General features: G+C 67.2%; 13 protein-coding genes and 1 pseudogene. 5 read left to right on the top strand and 9 right to left on the bottom strand.

Annotated features, from left to right (window positions below; genetic code table 11):
- Positions 1–19 precede the first annotated feature (19 nt).
- The 7 genes and pseudogenes from OG819_RS50725 to OG819_RS50695 all read right to left on the bottom strand — a co-directional run.
- Complete coding sequence (locus OG819_RS50725; RefSeq protein ID WP_266656642.1) at positions 20–511, bottom strand: DUF6262 family protein; 492 nt, start codon at positions 509–511, stop codon at positions 20–22.
- The gene (locus OG819_RS50720) at positions 501–2,753 is read right to left on the bottom strand and encodes a tyrosine-type recombinase/integrase (protein ID WP_266656640.1); all 2,253 of its coding nucleotides are present in this window, start codon (positions 2,751–2,753) and stop codon (positions 501–503) included. The genes OG819_RS50725 and OG819_RS50720 overlap by 11 nt, the downstream gene beginning before the upstream one ends.
- On the bottom strand, positions 2,750–3,859 hold the full coding sequence (locus tag OG819_RS50715) for a tyrosine-type recombinase/integrase (RefSeq protein WP_266656634.1): 1,110 nt from the start codon (positions 3,857–3,859) through the stop codon (positions 2,750–2,752). Before OG819_RS50715 ends, OG819_RS50720 begins: the two co-directional genes overlap by 4 nt.
- On the bottom strand, positions 3,819–4,970 hold the full coding sequence (locus OG819_RS50710) for a tyrosine-type recombinase/integrase (RefSeq protein WP_266656632.1): 1,152 nt from the start codon (positions 4,968–4,970) through the stop codon (positions 3,819–3,821). Before OG819_RS50710 ends, OG819_RS50715 begins: the two co-directional genes overlap by 41 nt.
- Positions 4,971–5,034: 64 nt before the next feature.
- Entirely contained in the window at positions 5,035–5,562 is a 528-nt protein-coding gene (locus OG819_RS50705; RefSeq protein WP_266656630.1) for a tyrosine-type recombinase/integrase, read from the bottom strand.
- Between the two features lie 292 nt (positions 5,563–5,854).
- Positions 5,855–6,253 carry a hypothetical protein gene (locus OG819_RS50700; protein WP_266656628.1) on the bottom strand — a complete coding sequence of 133 codons (399 nt, stop codon included), beginning with the start codon at positions 6,251–6,253 and terminating at the stop codon, positions 5,855–5,857.
- Positions 6,250–6,972 (bottom strand): annotated as a pseudogene (locus tag OG819_RS50695) (IS5 family transposase); the annotation flags it as partial. The pseudogene OG819_RS50695 and the gene OG819_RS50700, both read right to left, overlap by 4 nt.
- Here OG819_RS50695 and OG819_RS50690 point away from each other — a divergent pair.
- Positions 6,971–8,524 carry a hypothetical protein gene (locus OG819_RS50690; protein WP_266656624.1) on the top strand — a complete coding sequence of 518 codons (1,554 nt, stop codon included), beginning with the start codon at positions 6,971–6,973 and terminating at the stop codon, positions 8,522–8,524. The pseudogene OG819_RS50695 and the gene OG819_RS50690 sit on opposite strands and share 2 nt — an antisense overlap.
- A gap of 59 nt (positions 8,525–8,583) precedes the next feature.
- On the opposite strand, the gene OG819_RS50685 is transcribed toward OG819_RS50690, so the two are convergent.
- Both OG819_RS50685 and OG819_RS50680 read right to left on the bottom strand, forming a co-directional pair.
- Complete coding sequence (locus OG819_RS50685) at positions 8,584–8,958, bottom strand: PIN domain-containing protein (protein ID WP_060895202.1); 375 nt, start codon at positions 8,956–8,958, stop codon at positions 8,584–8,586.
- Positions 8,955–9,209, bottom strand: a complete 255-nt coding sequence (locus OG819_RS50680) for a hypothetical protein (RefSeq protein ID WP_266656254.1) — start codon at positions 9,207–9,209, stop codon at positions 8,955–8,957. Before OG819_RS50680 ends, OG819_RS50685 begins: the two co-directional genes overlap by 4 nt.
- A 36-nt stretch (positions 9,210–9,245) precedes the next feature.
- On the opposite strand from OG819_RS50680, the gene OG819_RS50675 reads away from it, so the two are divergent.
- The 4 genes from OG819_RS50675 to OG819_RS50660 all read left to right on the top strand — a co-directional run bounded on the left by OG819_RS50675 (position 9,246) and on the right by OG819_RS50660 (position 14,749).
- Entirely contained in the window at positions 9,246–9,665 is a 420-nt protein-coding gene (locus OG819_RS50675) for a hypothetical protein (protein WP_266656622.1), read from the top strand.
- A 917-nt stretch (positions 9,666–10,582) separates the two neighbouring features.
- Complete coding sequence (locus OG819_RS50670) at positions 10,583–11,932, top strand: ISL3 family transposase (RefSeq protein ID WP_266647383.1); 1,350 nt, start codon at positions 10,583–10,585, stop codon at positions 11,930–11,932.
- Positions 11,933–12,686: 754 nt separating this feature from the next.
- Positions 12,687–13,004: a hypothetical protein gene (locus tag OG819_RS50665; protein WP_266656620.1), complete on the top strand. Its 318-nt coding sequence runs from the start codon at positions 12,687–12,689 to the stop codon at positions 13,002–13,004.
- Positions 13,005–13,114: 110 nt separating this feature from the next.
- A complete protein-coding gene (locus OG819_RS50660; RefSeq protein WP_266655916.1) occupies positions 13,115–14,749 on the top strand; it encodes an ISAzo13 family transposase in 1,635 nt (544 codons plus the stop codon).
- Positions 14,750–14,839: the final 90 nt, after the last annotated feature.

Raw genomic sequence — 14,839 nt, 5'->3', positions numbered from 1 at the left:
GGCCGCGCCGAGCACCCGCCTACTCGACACGATCAGCTCGAACGGGTGGGCGGGGAAGCTGACGCTGGCGGTGGGGAACTGGGTGACCGTCGACAGGGTTGCTTGCGCCTGCCCGCGGTGAGTTGGTACGGGTCGTCGCGGCGCGTTGTTCGCCGAGGGCACGGGCGAGTTGCTCGCGGAGTTGCTGGTTCTCTTCGGTGAGCCGCCGGATGCGCGCGTTGGCGGCTTCGAGCCGTCGCAGCAGCGAAGCATCGGAAGTGCGCTGACGTGCGGGAACCGGCGATCTGGGTTCCCGGCGGTGTGCTGCCCGTAGTCGCTCGATCTCTGCTCGCAGGTCCGGCTGGGCATAGAGCCAGGACCGGGATACTCCGGCCTGCTTCGCGACGGTCTCGAATGTGACCGGCTCGCCTGCGGCGTCGAGGGTGCGGAGGGCCTGGATGGCTTTGGCGCGGGTGTACTCGCTGCGGCGGCGGGCGGCGTCGACGATGTGCCGACTGTTGTCAGCTCGCATCGGCGGTCGCCTCCGGCTGTCCGGGGTCGTCTTCCAGACCGGTGATGATTTTCTCCAGGTTGCCGAGGACCTGGCGGTTCATCTCGGCCACGTGTGCTTGGCCACGGGCCTGGGCGGCGGAGACGATCTGCAGCAGTTGCTGCCGTTGCTCACGGTGCTGGGGCAGGAACTCGGGGGTCGTTACGAACATCGGGCATGTCAAGCAAGCGTTGGCATGCGGACAGGTCTTCTGTACTGGCAGACCGCAGTAGCCGTTGGGCAGGGCCTGGGTCACACGGCCGAGCCGCTGCTTGGCCCATGTGGCCTCGGCCAGAGGGCCTTGAGGGTCGACGGTGACGCTTTCGCCCTGGATGTTGACCTTGCGGGCCTTCTCCCAGTGCCGGCGGACCGTGGTGTCGTGCAGCCGGGCATAGTGGGCTGTCATCTCGCCGGAAGAGTGATCGAGAAGGACGCGTACAACTTCCTGCGGGACGTCTCGGTTGATCAGTCTGGTTCCAAAAGTGTGGCGCCATTGATGGGGCGTCAGATGGACGGCCCGGCCGTGTTCGTCGCGGACGTAGCACCGCTCCAGCCAGAGGTCGAGCTGCCCGCGGTAGGAATGTGTGGTCAGTGGCCGTGTGCCGTCGGGGTTCATGCGGGGTGCCGGGAACAGCCACCGGCTGCCACTGGGCCAGCGGTCCAGGACGCGCTGCTGCTGCGTGGTGATCTCGTTCTCGACTTCCTCGTCGATGGGGACCAGGGCTTCGCGTTTCATCTTCCGGTTGAGGTAGCGCACGTAGGCGGCGCCGTCGGCGTCCCGGATGATGCAGTCGAAGGCCAGGTTGCAGGCGTCGCCGACGCGCAGTCCGCAGCGCATGAGGATCAAGGTCAGCACGCGGCCGTCGGGGTTGTGCCAGCGGTCGAGGTTGGCGGGCTGCTCGACCTGGGCCATCACGTGCTCGGCCAGCGCCCGGGGCAGCCGCTTGTCGGGGCGGGGGAAGTCGTCGGGGTAGAAGGTCGCGTTCGCCGGGAGACTCTGGTCCCAGCCGTGGCGGCGCACGGCGTTGAAGAAGGCGTTGAGCGAGCCGATGTCCCGGCTGCGGGAATGGGTCGAGCGCGGGTCCTGGGCCAGGTCGGCGAGGTAGCGTTCCAGCACGGTCCTGTCCACGCGGGTGAGCTTGTCGGCGGCGACGCGGGGATCGGCCAGGAAGCCGGAGAAGCGGTTGAGGGCAAGGATGTCGACGACGGCCTGGTTGATGCTGCGGCCGATACTCAGCCGCCAGCGCACGAATCGCTTGGCCGGCTCACGCAGCCACGGCTGGGTGATGCGGTCGAAACGCAGCCGTGCCCGGGTGCCCTCGATGCCGAGCCGGCGCAGTTCCCATACATCGCGCGGGAACTCGCTCTCCCAGCCGTTGCCGTGGACGAGGTCTTCCAGATGCGTGTACGCATAGCGCAGGAAGGCCAGTTGCCCGTTCTGGCTGTGGCTGGCGCCTCGCATCGCCGCGTAGTACTCGCTCCACCGCTCCATCGGCCACTCCAGCAACGACGCGGTGCCGCTGGCGGCGGCCAGTCGGATCACCGGGGCGACGGCCGAGCTGTGGGTGTTGACCTGCCGGTCGTCGTGACGGCACTGGAGTGCGTACTGCAGCTCCAGTCGCAGCTGCCGCTGGCCGTCCAACGGTCGGAAGTCGAACCGGTCGTCGCCCGCTGCCTCGCAGCGGCGTACGAACTCCTCGATCTCGGGGCGGCCGACGGCCTGCCAGCGGGAGTTGTGGTTGTGGCAGAACGGCGGCTTCCCCTGAGCCCACAGGGTGCAGAAGGACAGCCGGCAGACCCGGCGGCCGTCGTCTTCGACCACAGGGAGACCCGCGGTCCAGATCTTCTTGTCGGGTTTGCCCGCTCGCTCCCAGAAGCCGTTGTGGCTCACGCATAGGCCCTGACGGGCCGCTCCGAAGCGGCATCCGGCGATGGCGCAGGCGGTCAGCTCGGACCGCCCGACCGGATCGGCTCCGGGATCGGCGATGAACGCTTCAACGTCCGGTTTCCCGCGGCGTTGCCAGCGGTAGTAGTGGCCGCGGCAGAGCTGGCGGGTGCGGGGCTGGCGCGGGCAGCCGGGAACCCGGCAGACGCCCAGACCGAAGATCAGTTCCCCGGGCTCGGGGATGAACACATCCACCCGGAACTCCGGCCGGACGGCAGCCATCAACTTGCTCAGCAGTCCGGCGCCGGGAGACGGAAGGGCGAAAGTCTCCTGGCTCACCAGCGCACCTCCCGGCCGGTCAGGAATCCTGCGGCCTCCAGAGCACGGCGGGCGTCCTCCACCGACAGGTGGCCGTAGATGTCGTGCGTGGTGGCGATCGAGGAATGTCCTAGCAAAGTGCTGACCACTTCGATCGGCACTCCCTGCCGCAGGAGCAAGGTCGCTCGGGTATGCCGGAGCCAGTGGGGGTCGAAGTCGATGCCCGTGTCGCGGCGCAGTCGCAGGACGAGATCGTAGACGGACGCGTAGGTCAGCGGGCGCCCGTAGGAGCCACCCCACAGATTGACGAACATGTAGTCGCTGTCGAGGTCGCCGTACTCACCGTGGAGGTAGTCGGCGTAGAGCCGTACGATCTCGGGGCCGACGGGAACGGTGCGGGGCGATGCGGACTTGGCCCTCGCCCGGTTGTCGTTGACGCGCGGCATGACGGTCAACTCGCCTTCTGCCGCAGCCAGATCCTCGTGCCGCAAGCCCAGAGCTTCGCCGATCCGGACCCCGGTCTCCCACAGCAGTGCGAACAGGAACCGGTCCCGCAGCCGGGTGCAGGCGTCCAGGATCGCCTGGACCTGGGCGGCCGTCAGGATCGTCGGATGCGTGCGAGGCGTCTTCAGCTTGATCGTGCGACGCCGCTCCGGCTGGCCGCCGGCCAGGTGGTAGAGGAATGGCTTCCAGCCCGTGCGGCGGGCGCGGACCGGCTGCAGCTCGGTGACAAGGTCGCCGAGGTCCACTCCATGGCGTGCGTGGAAAACGTACAGACCGCTGACGGCGGAGAGCTTCCGGTTGACCGTGGTGACCCCGCAGTGATGCTCCGCCGAGGGCAGCAACGTCACACCGCCATGCCGTCCCGCAGGCGGCAGCCGGAGCCAGGCAACGAACTCGCCCAAGTCCTCCAGCCGGACTTCACGCCAGTCCAGACCGCGTCGGTCGAGGAAGACGAACCAGTCCTTCAGATCATGGGCGTATGCCTTGATCGTGTTCGGCGACCGCTCGATGTCGGTCAGGTAGGCGAGGTAACGCTCGATCGGCTCGACTATCCCGCCTTCATTGCCGAGGACCGTCCATGACTCAAGCGACGAGTCGGGCATCAGCACCCGTTGCACCAGCATCAAACCTCCCGGAGAACTGCCTGGTGGACGGCGGTAGATAACCACCTCCACCACACAGATCGCCGCCCGCCCCAGGCTCGTGCTGCACGTCATGGACACACTGCTGAGGACTCAAGAGAAGCTGGAGAAACCGCCGGTCGACCCCGTCCTCGGTCAGGTGGGTGACGTAGGCGTGGCGAGCGGAGTGGACGGTCAGCTCCTTCGGGAGCTTCAGGGCGTCGCGGTAGGCGACGAACCGGGCGTTGATCTCCGCCGGCTTGATGTGGCCGCCCCGTTCGGTCACCCACAACGCGGGGTGGTCCTCGCAGCCGAACCGGGGACGTACGTTCTCCACATAGTCGGCGACCGCCTCCACCGCCCAGTCCATCACCGACAGCACGTTGCGGCGCCGGGGCGGCTGCCCCTTCTTGGCCTTGCCGTAGCGGACGTTGAGCGTGCCGTACCGGCCGAACTGCGGAGCCCTCGGGTTCCGCCCGAAGTCGACCACATCCAGCTTCGACGCCTCGGTCCGGCGCAGCCCCCACCCGTAGATGACCTTGAAGAGGGTGGCGTCGCGGTAGGCGGCGAGGGCTCCCTTGCGTCTGGCCCGGACCGCCCGTTCGACCTGGTCGTCGGCGTAGTCGAGGAAGCGCTGGATCTCCTCGCGGGTGAACGGCCTCGCCTCGGGACGACCCTCGTAGTCATTGAGGTGGGCGATGGTGTTCCACTCATGGCAGATGGCCACCGGGTGAGTGCCGAAGGCATCCTCGCAGGCCACCGCCCAGCCGTAACGGCCGTCGATCAAAAACTCGCTGAACAGGCGCAGGCTGCCCTGATAACTGCGGATCGTGGACGGCGCGAGGTGCTTCTCACTGGTCAGCCACAGCGACCACTCATCCACGTGACCGGGCGTCCAGGCCCACGGGTACTCGTTGGTGTACTCCAGAAACCGGCGTACGAGCCGTTCCCGGGCGGTGACGGTGTCCTCGCGGAGCCCACGAGCTGCCTGTTGAGCCCGCCAGCCCCGCAGCATCGCCTCGACCATCGCGTCCTGCGGACGCAGCTGGACCACACCGGAGACCAGCTCCAGATGAGCCGCCCCAGCCAGGTCGGCACGTCGCTGAAGACCCACTTCCGCCCTCCCTTCCGGAGGGCAAATCCTGCATCAGATGGGATCTGATCTCCAAACCCCCAGCTCAGGCCACCAAGTTGCAGGAGAATGGAGTCCTCGCCGGACACTGTCCTGACCACGCGACCTGCGATTTCTCGCCCGCCTGATGCAATTCCCGAGGGTCCCGATAGTAATTTTGTGTGGTTTTGAGATCGGAGTGGTCCATCAGCTCCTTCAGGACATCCGGGGCCACGCCGGCGTCGGCGTGCCGCTGGGCGTAGCTGTGCCGGTAGGCATAGGGGAAGATCCTGGTCTTGTCGAACGGCAGCATCCGGGTGATCGGCTGCCCGTTCTCCTCCACGGTGGTGGGGACCAGGAAATCGGGCAGCGCGGCGACCCAGGTGCGGTGTCCTTCGCCGATGGAGTGGATCGCCTTGGTGCCATGCGGGTTGGCCCGCATGCTCGGCAGCAGTTTCAGCTCGCCGAGCGGGGTGTCGGGGAAGAGGTCACGCACGCGCTGTTGCTGGGTGGTAATGACGGCAGCGGTGGCCTTGCCGATCGGCAGCCGCCGTCCCATCCGGTAGGACTTGTAGAAGCCCCTATGTTTCGTCAAGTTGCAGAAGAGGGTTGGATGTGGCGGTAGAGCTCGCGGGCGACGTACCGCTTGAGTCCTCTGAGTCAAGTCAGCTGGCTTTGAGGCGTTGGGTGGCGGGGTGGTTGTCAGGGTCGTAGGGGGTGGCGTTGTGCCAGCAGGCCCATATGGCGCGGAGCCACGCGCGGGCGACGATGCGGGTGGCGTGCGGGTTGCGTTTCCCGCGTGCGCGGGCGTTTGCGTAGTGGGCGGTTCGTGAGGTGATGTCCGTTTCGAAGTGAGGCTTGGGGCAGGGCGCTGGCCGCGGTGCCGGCTACTGCTGCCGGGCAAAGCAGCCAGTGTCGGCTTCGGTGAGGATGCCGAGTTTGACCAGGCGCTTCAGCTTGGCCCGGGTGCCTTCGATGTTCTTCGGCAGCAGTTCGTGGCCAAGGGCCTGGCAGACGTCCTTGGCCCGCAGGGGGCCGGTCGACTCGTTGAAGGCGGCGAGGATGCGCGGGTAGTCCGGGTGCTCGGGCAGCTCGGGCGGGGATGCGGGGAGCCGGTCGGCGAGGCCGGTGACGGTCTTGCGGGTGATCGCGAGGTGCTCGAGGTGTGTCTCGACCTCCCGTAGCCGGGTCTGCAGGTCGTCGATCTGCGCGCGAAGGTCGTCGGTCAGGGCCCGGGCGGCGTCCTCTTGCAGGTCCAGTGCGTCAAGGAGAGGGCGAATGTTCACGCGCTCACTGCCTCTTCGCGCCAGGTGGAGGTGTTCGCGCCGGTAAGGCGGCGGATCATGACATGGGACATCGCCCAGTAGACGCGGGAGGCGGACGAGGCGGTGCGGTGCTCGTAGCCACGGACCAGGCGCCGGTGCAGTATCAGGATCCCGTAGGTCTGCTCGACCCTCCACCGCTTCGGCTGGGGCAGGAATCCCCGGTGCCCGGGGTCGCGTTCGACGATCTCGACGTCGATGCCCAGGGCGGCGCCGTGTTCGACGACCTGGTTCTTGAAGCCCTGGTCGACCAGGGCTTTGCGGACGGTGTCGCCGGTGTGCTCGGCGACCTGGTCCAGCAGGACGATGCCCGCGGTGTTGTCGTGGATGTTCGCGGCGAGGATGACGACCGCGATGACGAGGCCGAGGACGTCCACGGCCACGCCGCGCTTGCGGCCCGGCATCCGCTTCGCCGGATCGTAGCCGGTCGTGGCGGCGGGGACCCCGACGGCCGCGTGGACACTCTGGGTGTCCAGCACCACCAGGGTCGGGTCCTCTAATCGTCGGGCGCGTTCACGGACTTGGCAGCGCAGGAGCTCATGGATGACCTGGTCGGTTCCGTCGTCCCGCCAGGCGGCGAAGTAGTAGTACGTCGCACTCTTCTGTGGCAGGTCGTGCGGGAGGTAGGCCCACTGGCAGCCGGTCCGACCCTGGTAGAGGATCGCGTTCACGATCTCCCGCATGCCGATCCGCCAGGTCATCACCGGCCGCTCCCACGGCCTGCCGCTCTACCTCGACCTGCCGGTGATGCGGTTCCTCGATCGCCGCACCGGCCGTAACCCCGCCCCGGCCGACTTCGACCACGACTTCCCCGCCCCGATCGCCCGCACCCTCTCCGACCTCACCGCGCCCGGGCGGCACGTACTGCGCTCTGTGTCCTTGCTCGACGCCTTCGACCTGCCGCTCGCCGCACGATCCGCCGGCCTGACCCACGAGGCGCCGGCACTGCGCCTGATCGAACGCCCTTTCGTCCGGCAGGACCCCTTCGGCCTGTGGCCCTACCACCTGCATGGGCTAATCCCCTCCACCTTCCGGGACGCCGACGATCACGCCGACGACCGCTGGTCTCCGCGTGACTGGCATCAGGCCGCCCAGCGGACCCTCACCGCGCTGGGCGAGCACTGGACCGCCGGCACCAGCCGCGATCGCCGGCTCCTCGTGGACTGCCTGCGCCGGGGCCTCGCCATCGCCCGGGACTACAACCTCGACCTCGACCTCGACTGGCCCACCGACGCCGCTTGGACCTACGTCGGCGATTCCGTCTGGGAGCCGGTCACCCCACCCGCCCCCGGCGCCCCGGCGCCCGGCACGCCCGCCGACGCCCTCGTGGAACTCCTCAGCACCCTCACCCGCCGCCAGCACGAGCACCGCGCTCGCACCGTCAGCCGACTCACCGCCGTCCTCGACGCCGACCTGCTGCCCGCCGACCTGCAGGAGATGGTGCTCTACTACCGGGCCAAGGCCCTGCGCGACACCGGCCGAGCCGCCCAATCCCGCCGCGACTACCAGCAGGTTGCCGACCAGGGCGGCCGCCTCGCCCCCGCAGCCCGCCGCGGCCTGGCCCACGCCGCACGCCTGGCCGGCGACTTCCCCACCGCCCTCGCCGCCGCCCAGAATCTCGGCTGGGAAGGCCGCCACCAACGCGTGTTGGGTGACCTGTACTGGCTTCAAGGCCAACCCGAGCGTGCTGCTGCGGCCTACCTCGCCGGACGCACCGAAGCCGAACAGCACGGCAAGGCCGGCGAGGCCGCCCACAGCCAGGCCCTGCGCACATTCGCCATCGCGCTCTACGCCCCCGACCAGGCCACCGCGGAAATCGACCTCGCCCACCAGCTCCTGGCCGGCCTCAACCTGCGCGCCACCACCATCAACGTCCGCCGGGCCGAACTCATCCGCGATGTCGGCAGCGACAGCGTCGACGACCAGATCGCCACGCTGCGCACCGAACTCGATATCGCGGGCTTCACCTCGCTGACACCCGCGATCGAGCTGGCCTGCGCCTTTCACCAGGCCGTCCTTGACGACCACACCGCACTGCACGCCACGCTCACCCGGCTACGAGAACAGACGTCCGACGAAGATCATGCCTACTTCGTCGACATCGCCCAGTTCATGGCCGACGTGCCTGTCGATCAGGCTTCCGGAGTCCGGTGGCTCGACAGTGAGCAGCACATCCGCAGCCGCTGGCGTGGCCTGGTCATCGCCCGGCAGGCGCACCCGCACGCCGGGCACTGACCAAAGAAGGGGGCCGTTTCCCGCGGGAAATGGCCCCCCTTCGTCCGAGGCGGCGCGGGTCAGGTGGGGTTCAGCGGAGTGATGCCGGTACCCGCGTACAGCTCGGGTTCCAGCGACAGGACCGTGAGCGGCTCTCCCGCCTTCACCGCGTGCCAGGCGATCGCAGCAGCGTGGGCCACCGGCCAGTCCACGCTTCTCCAGTCCATCGCGTCCACAGCATGAGCTGCGGTGAACGGAACGTTCTCCGCGAACCGCAGGGATGCCGCGTGCTTGCCTGCGCCCGCAACCTGCCGTTCGGCGGCGAGCACGGCGAGGGAGGGGATGATGACACGACCGGTGCCACGTGAGGCCTCGATGTAGAGGCCCGTGAAGAAGGAGTCCGCGCGGTACAGGGCGGCCAGAGCGGTGTGGTCCAGGACGGCCGTCAGGTTCATGCGCCGGCGCCGCCCTGATGGGCACGGATCTTCGCCCAGGCGTCCTGGCCGACCTGCTGAACCTGCTCGGTGTACTCAATGCCGAGCTCACGGGCGGCCTCGACAGCACGCTGCTCCCGCTCGGCTTCCGTGAGCTCGCGAGTGGCCAGCTCTTCCAGCAGCTCAGTGATGGTGGTGCCGCGCTCGTCGGCGAGGATACGCAGCCGGTTGCGCACTTCCTCACTGGTCTTGATGCTCGTCGGCTTGCTCATGCCGGCGATTCTACCGCCGGTAGAACCACCGGGGCAGTGCCCTCGAGCCGACGGCACTGCCCGGCCCTGCGCGCCACCGTCGTAATCACCCGGGTTGCCGCCCTCCTACGGGATGCCAGGCGCGACGACGCGGACATCGACGACCGCGCCCAGGTCCTGCGCGCCGACATCCGCACGGCGGGCCTGACATACGCCGAACTCACCTTGGACCTCGCCCTCGCGTTCCGCCACGCCGTCCGCGCCGACCACGACCAGGTCGACGCCTCGATCCCCCGGCTGCACGCGGCCACCCGGGGCGGTGACTACGCCTACTACGCCGGCATCGTGCACTTCATGGCGGGCCTTCCCCTCGAGGTGGCGTCGGCCGCGTGGTGGATCGACGGCGAACCCGTCACCCGCCGACAGTGGCGCGCCCCCGTCACCGAACGGCAGGCGGATATTCGCACAGGGCAGTGATGCGCCGCCGTCATACGTGGCGCGGCCACTACGGTTCCCATCAGCTGAGCCCGAGGGGGCTGAGTTCCTGACTCGAAGGGGACCCAACCCTGATCGAGTAGAGGGCTCAAAGACTCCTTGACAATCCAGAAATTCATTAAAAAATAGACCTGGAGAATGGGTTCCCTTTATTTGCAGAATGCTCGATACCTCGCTTAGTTCTTGTCATGGCCACACATTATGGCGCAACACAACGAAAACCCAGGAGGGAATGTGCAACGATTACGCGTGTTATTCGTAGCCCTAGCAGAAATGGGCGGCAGCGGTGTTTTCGGTGTCACCTGCCGGGGCAACGGAATCAGACTCCAGCAACACTGCAGTCTCATTCTCAGACGCTGCCGGATACTACATCAACGGGTATTTTCCGTGCGACAACCCTCATGACTGGACGTGGCCGACCTGGCCGATCAGGTTCATGAATGACATAAACTGCAATCGACGGGTGTGGCTCTACGACAACATAGACCGGAAAGGCCACAAAATCTGCATCAGTCCGGGAAACACGGGCAGCATTCCTGAGCAGTACGACCCACCGGCTGTCGTAGCCGTTGGGGTGATCGCCATCTGCCCGTAAAGCAGGCCGATACTGCGGCCCCAAGCAACCATCTCTGGCTAGGGTTGCTGTGGAGCTCCGCAAACATGGCCGCCGTCAGCGACACGGCTGCGATCGCCGACGGCGACTAGCAGGGGACTAACTCCTAAGCTGCACAGCGAGCAAAGTGGGTCTTCGAATTTAGTGGGGGTGCGGCGGTGACGGCCTGACGTTCAGTCACCGAGCGTGATGGGCCTGGGGTGTGGGTGGCCTGGACGCAAGGAGCCCGCGGGTCTTCGTGATCATGGTTGTTGTCTAGGCAACCGATCATGAAGAACCCACGGGCTTGAGCATCGACGATACCGGGACCAACGAGGCTGCGACGCGACTGCTTGGGCTGGAGGGGGTGAGTGTGACGCAGGTCAAGGACGACAAGGCAGGCGGATCGACGGTATACGTCGTGACGAACGAGGAGTCCGCGAGGGCCTGCCCCTCGTGCGGGGTTTTCTCCACCCGGCTGAAGGACTACCGCACCACCGCCCCCAGACACCTGTCCTGCGGCGGGCGCCCGGTGAGTATCCGGTGGCGCAAGGCACGCTGGCACTGCACCGAACTCGACTGCGACCGCCGCTCGTTCACCGAGTCCATAGGCCAGGTACCCGCGCGGATGCGTACGACCGGGGCGCTTCGGCGGGCGGCCGGGGCCGCGGTGTGTGACGGCGGGCGATCGGTGGTGCAGGCCGGCCGGGATCTGGGCCTGTCCTGGCCGATCGTGCAGCACTGCTTCGAGGACTACGCCGCGAAGGTCCTGCCCGAGGAGCCGCCGGTGACCGAGGCGATCGGGATCGACGAGACCCGGCGGGGTAAGCCGGTGTGGGAGCAGAACCCGGACACGGAGAAGTGGGAGCTGGTCGCGGACGCCTGGCACATCGGCTTCGTCGACGCGATCGGCGGGCGCGGCCTGTTCGGCCAGGTCGAGGGCCGCAACTCCGCCTCCGTCGCCGACTGGCTGACGGCCCGGCCCGCCGCCTGGCGCGAGCAGGTCCGCTACGTCGCCATCGACCTGTGCTCCACCTTCCGCGCCGCCGTCCACCGTGCCCTGCCGCACGCGGCGGTGGTCGTGGACTGCTTCCACATCGTGCAACTCGCCCAGCGCCACCTCGCCGACCTGCGCCGACGCCTCACCTGGAAACAGCACGGCCGCCGGGCCCGCAAGGGCGACAGCATCTACAGCGTCCGCAAGCTCCTGCGCCGCAACAAGGAAGACCTCACCGACGAACAACGCGAGCTCCTCAAGACCGAGTTGGAGTACATGGGGACCTACGGCCGACAGATCTATGCGGCCTGGCAGGGCAAGGAACTCCTGCGCGACCTCCTGGGCCTGACCGTCACCCGCAGGCACGTCACCCCCGACCACTCCGCGATCTCCACCGCCCGCCACCGCTTCTTCGCCCACGTCGCCGACCACGCTCACCTGCCCGAACTCGTCACCCTCGCCGAGACCATCGAGCAGTGGTGGGACGGCATCGAGACCTACCTGACCACCGGGATCACCAACGCCGCCTCGGAGGGCAACAACCGCCTCATCAAGCTCGAAGCGCGTAACGCCTTCGGCTTCCGCAACCGAGCGAACCAACGCCTCCGCTCACGCTGCGCAACCACCCGGCGAAGCCGACGGGAGGCACACCCCCACTAAATTCGAAGACCCAGCAAAGTTTACCGCCGCGACTGACGAACTCCGACTCGCTCGAGAACAGGCACTGTCAGGTCGTGTTCACTTCACCCAATGCGGAGAGGTCCATGTCGGGGATGGAGTCCAACGGGCGAACCGTGTAAGTGCGAACCTGCATCAGAGTTGGATCTACCATAAGCGCCGCCCACACCCCGTGCACCGACTTCCCGGAATCGCGCACCAAGCTGAAATCACCCCGAAGGGTGACCAGATAAGTGGATTCATCGGTTGAACCAACGCTGCCGTGAAGCAGTCGCATAGCTTCGTCCCGCGTCGCGTATACCCATCGAATATCCCTGGGGTTTCCTTCTCCCCACTCTCTAGCCCATTCAAGAACTAAGGCTACAAGATCGCGGCTTGCCGAATTTTGAGAAATGATGGAAATTTATCAGATACCGGCGAAATTGGGATTACTCGGATGCGCCATTATCTGACCGGCCAAGCTGACACCGAGGCTGTCAGCCAAGGCCGAGGCTGCTGAGAGCCGTCGTCCAGTCCAGGGGCACTGCGTGATTGGGATTGGTCCGGTTCGCCGGTCTCATGAGTGACACGGCGTCATGTCCGTTGTAGGGGCAATGGATCCCGGAGAGCAGAGCAGGCACGGTGCTGGTGATCATGTGGTTGTCGAGACCCATGAGAACCGAGCGAGACCGTGCCTGCCCGAACATCATCGCCCATCCCTTCCGTGCTGGAGCAACTGGGCTCCACGACTGATGACTTGAGCACCGGGAAACAGACCATCGAGCGCGTCTATCTGATCACCAGCCTGAGCGTCTTCGACGCCACCTGCGCTGACCTCGCCACCTGGATCAGAGGTCACTGGGGCATCGAGAACCTCCTGCACCACGTCCGGGACCGCACGTTCCGCGAGGACGACTCCAAGGTCCGCACCGCCACCCTGCCCCGTGCCATGGCTTCCCTGCGCAACCTCGCCATCAGCGTCTTCCGCCAGGACGGCCAGACCAACATCGCGGCCGCCCTCCGCCACACCGGCCGCGACTACCTCCGCCCCCTACAAACCCATGGCCTCACGTGACGAACCCGGACAGATCCCGATCACGCAATGACCCTGGGAGCTGCCGATTAATAACTCGTCGGTTTCTATGGGCTGTTGGGTCGTAGGATGCCGATGTGTCGGAGGGGACGATGGCTGAACTGGTGGATGTGTTCGGGCTGTTGCTGCCGCATCTGGATGAGCGGCAGCAGCGCCTGACGTTGGGCGCCGCGGCCCGTGTCCTGGGCCATGGCGGGATCCGCATGGTGGCCGGGGCGGCCGGGGTGGCGGAGTCCACGGTGTCGCGCGGGAAGCGGGAGCTGGAGCATGCGGAGGAGCCCGCGGGTCGGGTCCGGGCACCGGGCGCGGGTCGGAAGTCCTTGCGGGAGGTGGATCCGGAGCTGGTGCCCGCGTTGCTGGCGCTGGTCGAGCCGGACCAGCGAGGCGACCCGGAATCTCCGCTGCTGTGGACGGTGAAGTCCACCCGGAATCTGGCGGCCGAGCTGACACGTCAGGGGCATCGGGTCGGTCCGGACACGGTGGCCGCACTGTTGAAGGCGGAGGGCTTCTCCCTGCAGGGCACCTCGAGGACCACCGAGGGGGCCCGGCATCCGGACCGGGACGCCCAGTTCCGCTACATCAACGATCAGGTCACGGCGTACCTCGCCGACGGGCAGCCGGTCATCAGCGTGGATGCCAAGAAGAAGGAGACGCTGGGCAACTACGCGGTCACCGGACGCGAGTGGCATCGCGCCGGGCAGCCGGTGCAGGTCCGCGCGCACGACTTCCCTGAGAAAGGGGCCCAGAAAGCGGTGCCGTACGGGATCTACGACATCGGCGCGGACGCGGGCTGGGTATCGGTGGGCTGTGACGGGGACACCTCCGCCTTCGCGGTGGCCACTTTGCGCCGCTGGTGGAACGGTGAAGGGTGCCGCCGCTACCCGCACGCTTCCCGTCTGCTGGTCACCGCCGACGCCGGAGGTTCCAACGGCTACCGTGTGCGTGCCTGGAAGAAGGAACTCGCCGATTTCGCCTATGAGTCGGGCCTTGATGTGACTGTCTGTCACTTTCCGCCGGGAACATCGAAGTGGAACAAAATAGAGCACCGACTGTTCTCACAGATCAGCATCAACTGGCGTGGCAGGCCCCTGACCAGCCACGAAGTCGTCGTCAGTACCATCGGAGCGACCACGACACACAGCGGACTGTCCGTCCACGCCGAGCTCGACCCCGGCGCTTACCCCACTGGTGTCACCGTCCCCGACACCGTCATGGAGCGTCTGCCCGTCACGCCGCACGAGTGGCACGGCACGTGGAACTACACGGTGCGCCCCGAACCGCTCGCCCCTGAACCACCCCCGCCCAGTGCCGAGTTCGGGCGCTTCCCCACTGGGGACAAGCTGCCTGCCTGGCTGCGGCACCCCAGCCTCACCGGACTCGAGCCCGCCGCCCTCGACGATCTCGCCGTCCGCTACCAAGCCTGGTGGAGTGAGCACCCGCCGATCTTCCTGCCCGGGAAACGCCCCGACGGCGGCCCTGGCGCCGGCAGCAGACGGCTCTCCGTCTCCGACCAGCTTGTCGTCTTCCTCCTCAAGAAGCGCTGGTCCATGACGAACGCCGTTCTCGCCGAGGCGACCAGTCTGGCCAAGAGCAGAATCGGCGCGACCCTCCAGGAGGTCACCCCCGTGCTCACTGCACTCGGGTACACGGTCCCGGCCGGCGCCCTCACCGTGATCACGGCACAACAGCTCGCCGCGATCGCCGGGCACAGCCTCACGCTCCCGTAATCCTCACCAAGATCGAGGAGTTATTGATCGGCAGCTCCCTGCCTCCGCGAGGAGCTCCTGGCCGAACCCCTCCACGTCCACACCGCCGAC

It is taken from the genome of Streptomyces sp. NBC_01549, from assembly GCF_026339955.1.
In the GTDB taxonomy this organism is placed as follows: domain Bacteria; phylum Actinomycetota; class Actinomycetes; order Streptomycetales; family Streptomycetaceae; genus Streptomyces.
Note: the sequence above shows the minus strand (reverse complement) of the source record. Positions and strands in the feature narration are given on the sequence as shown.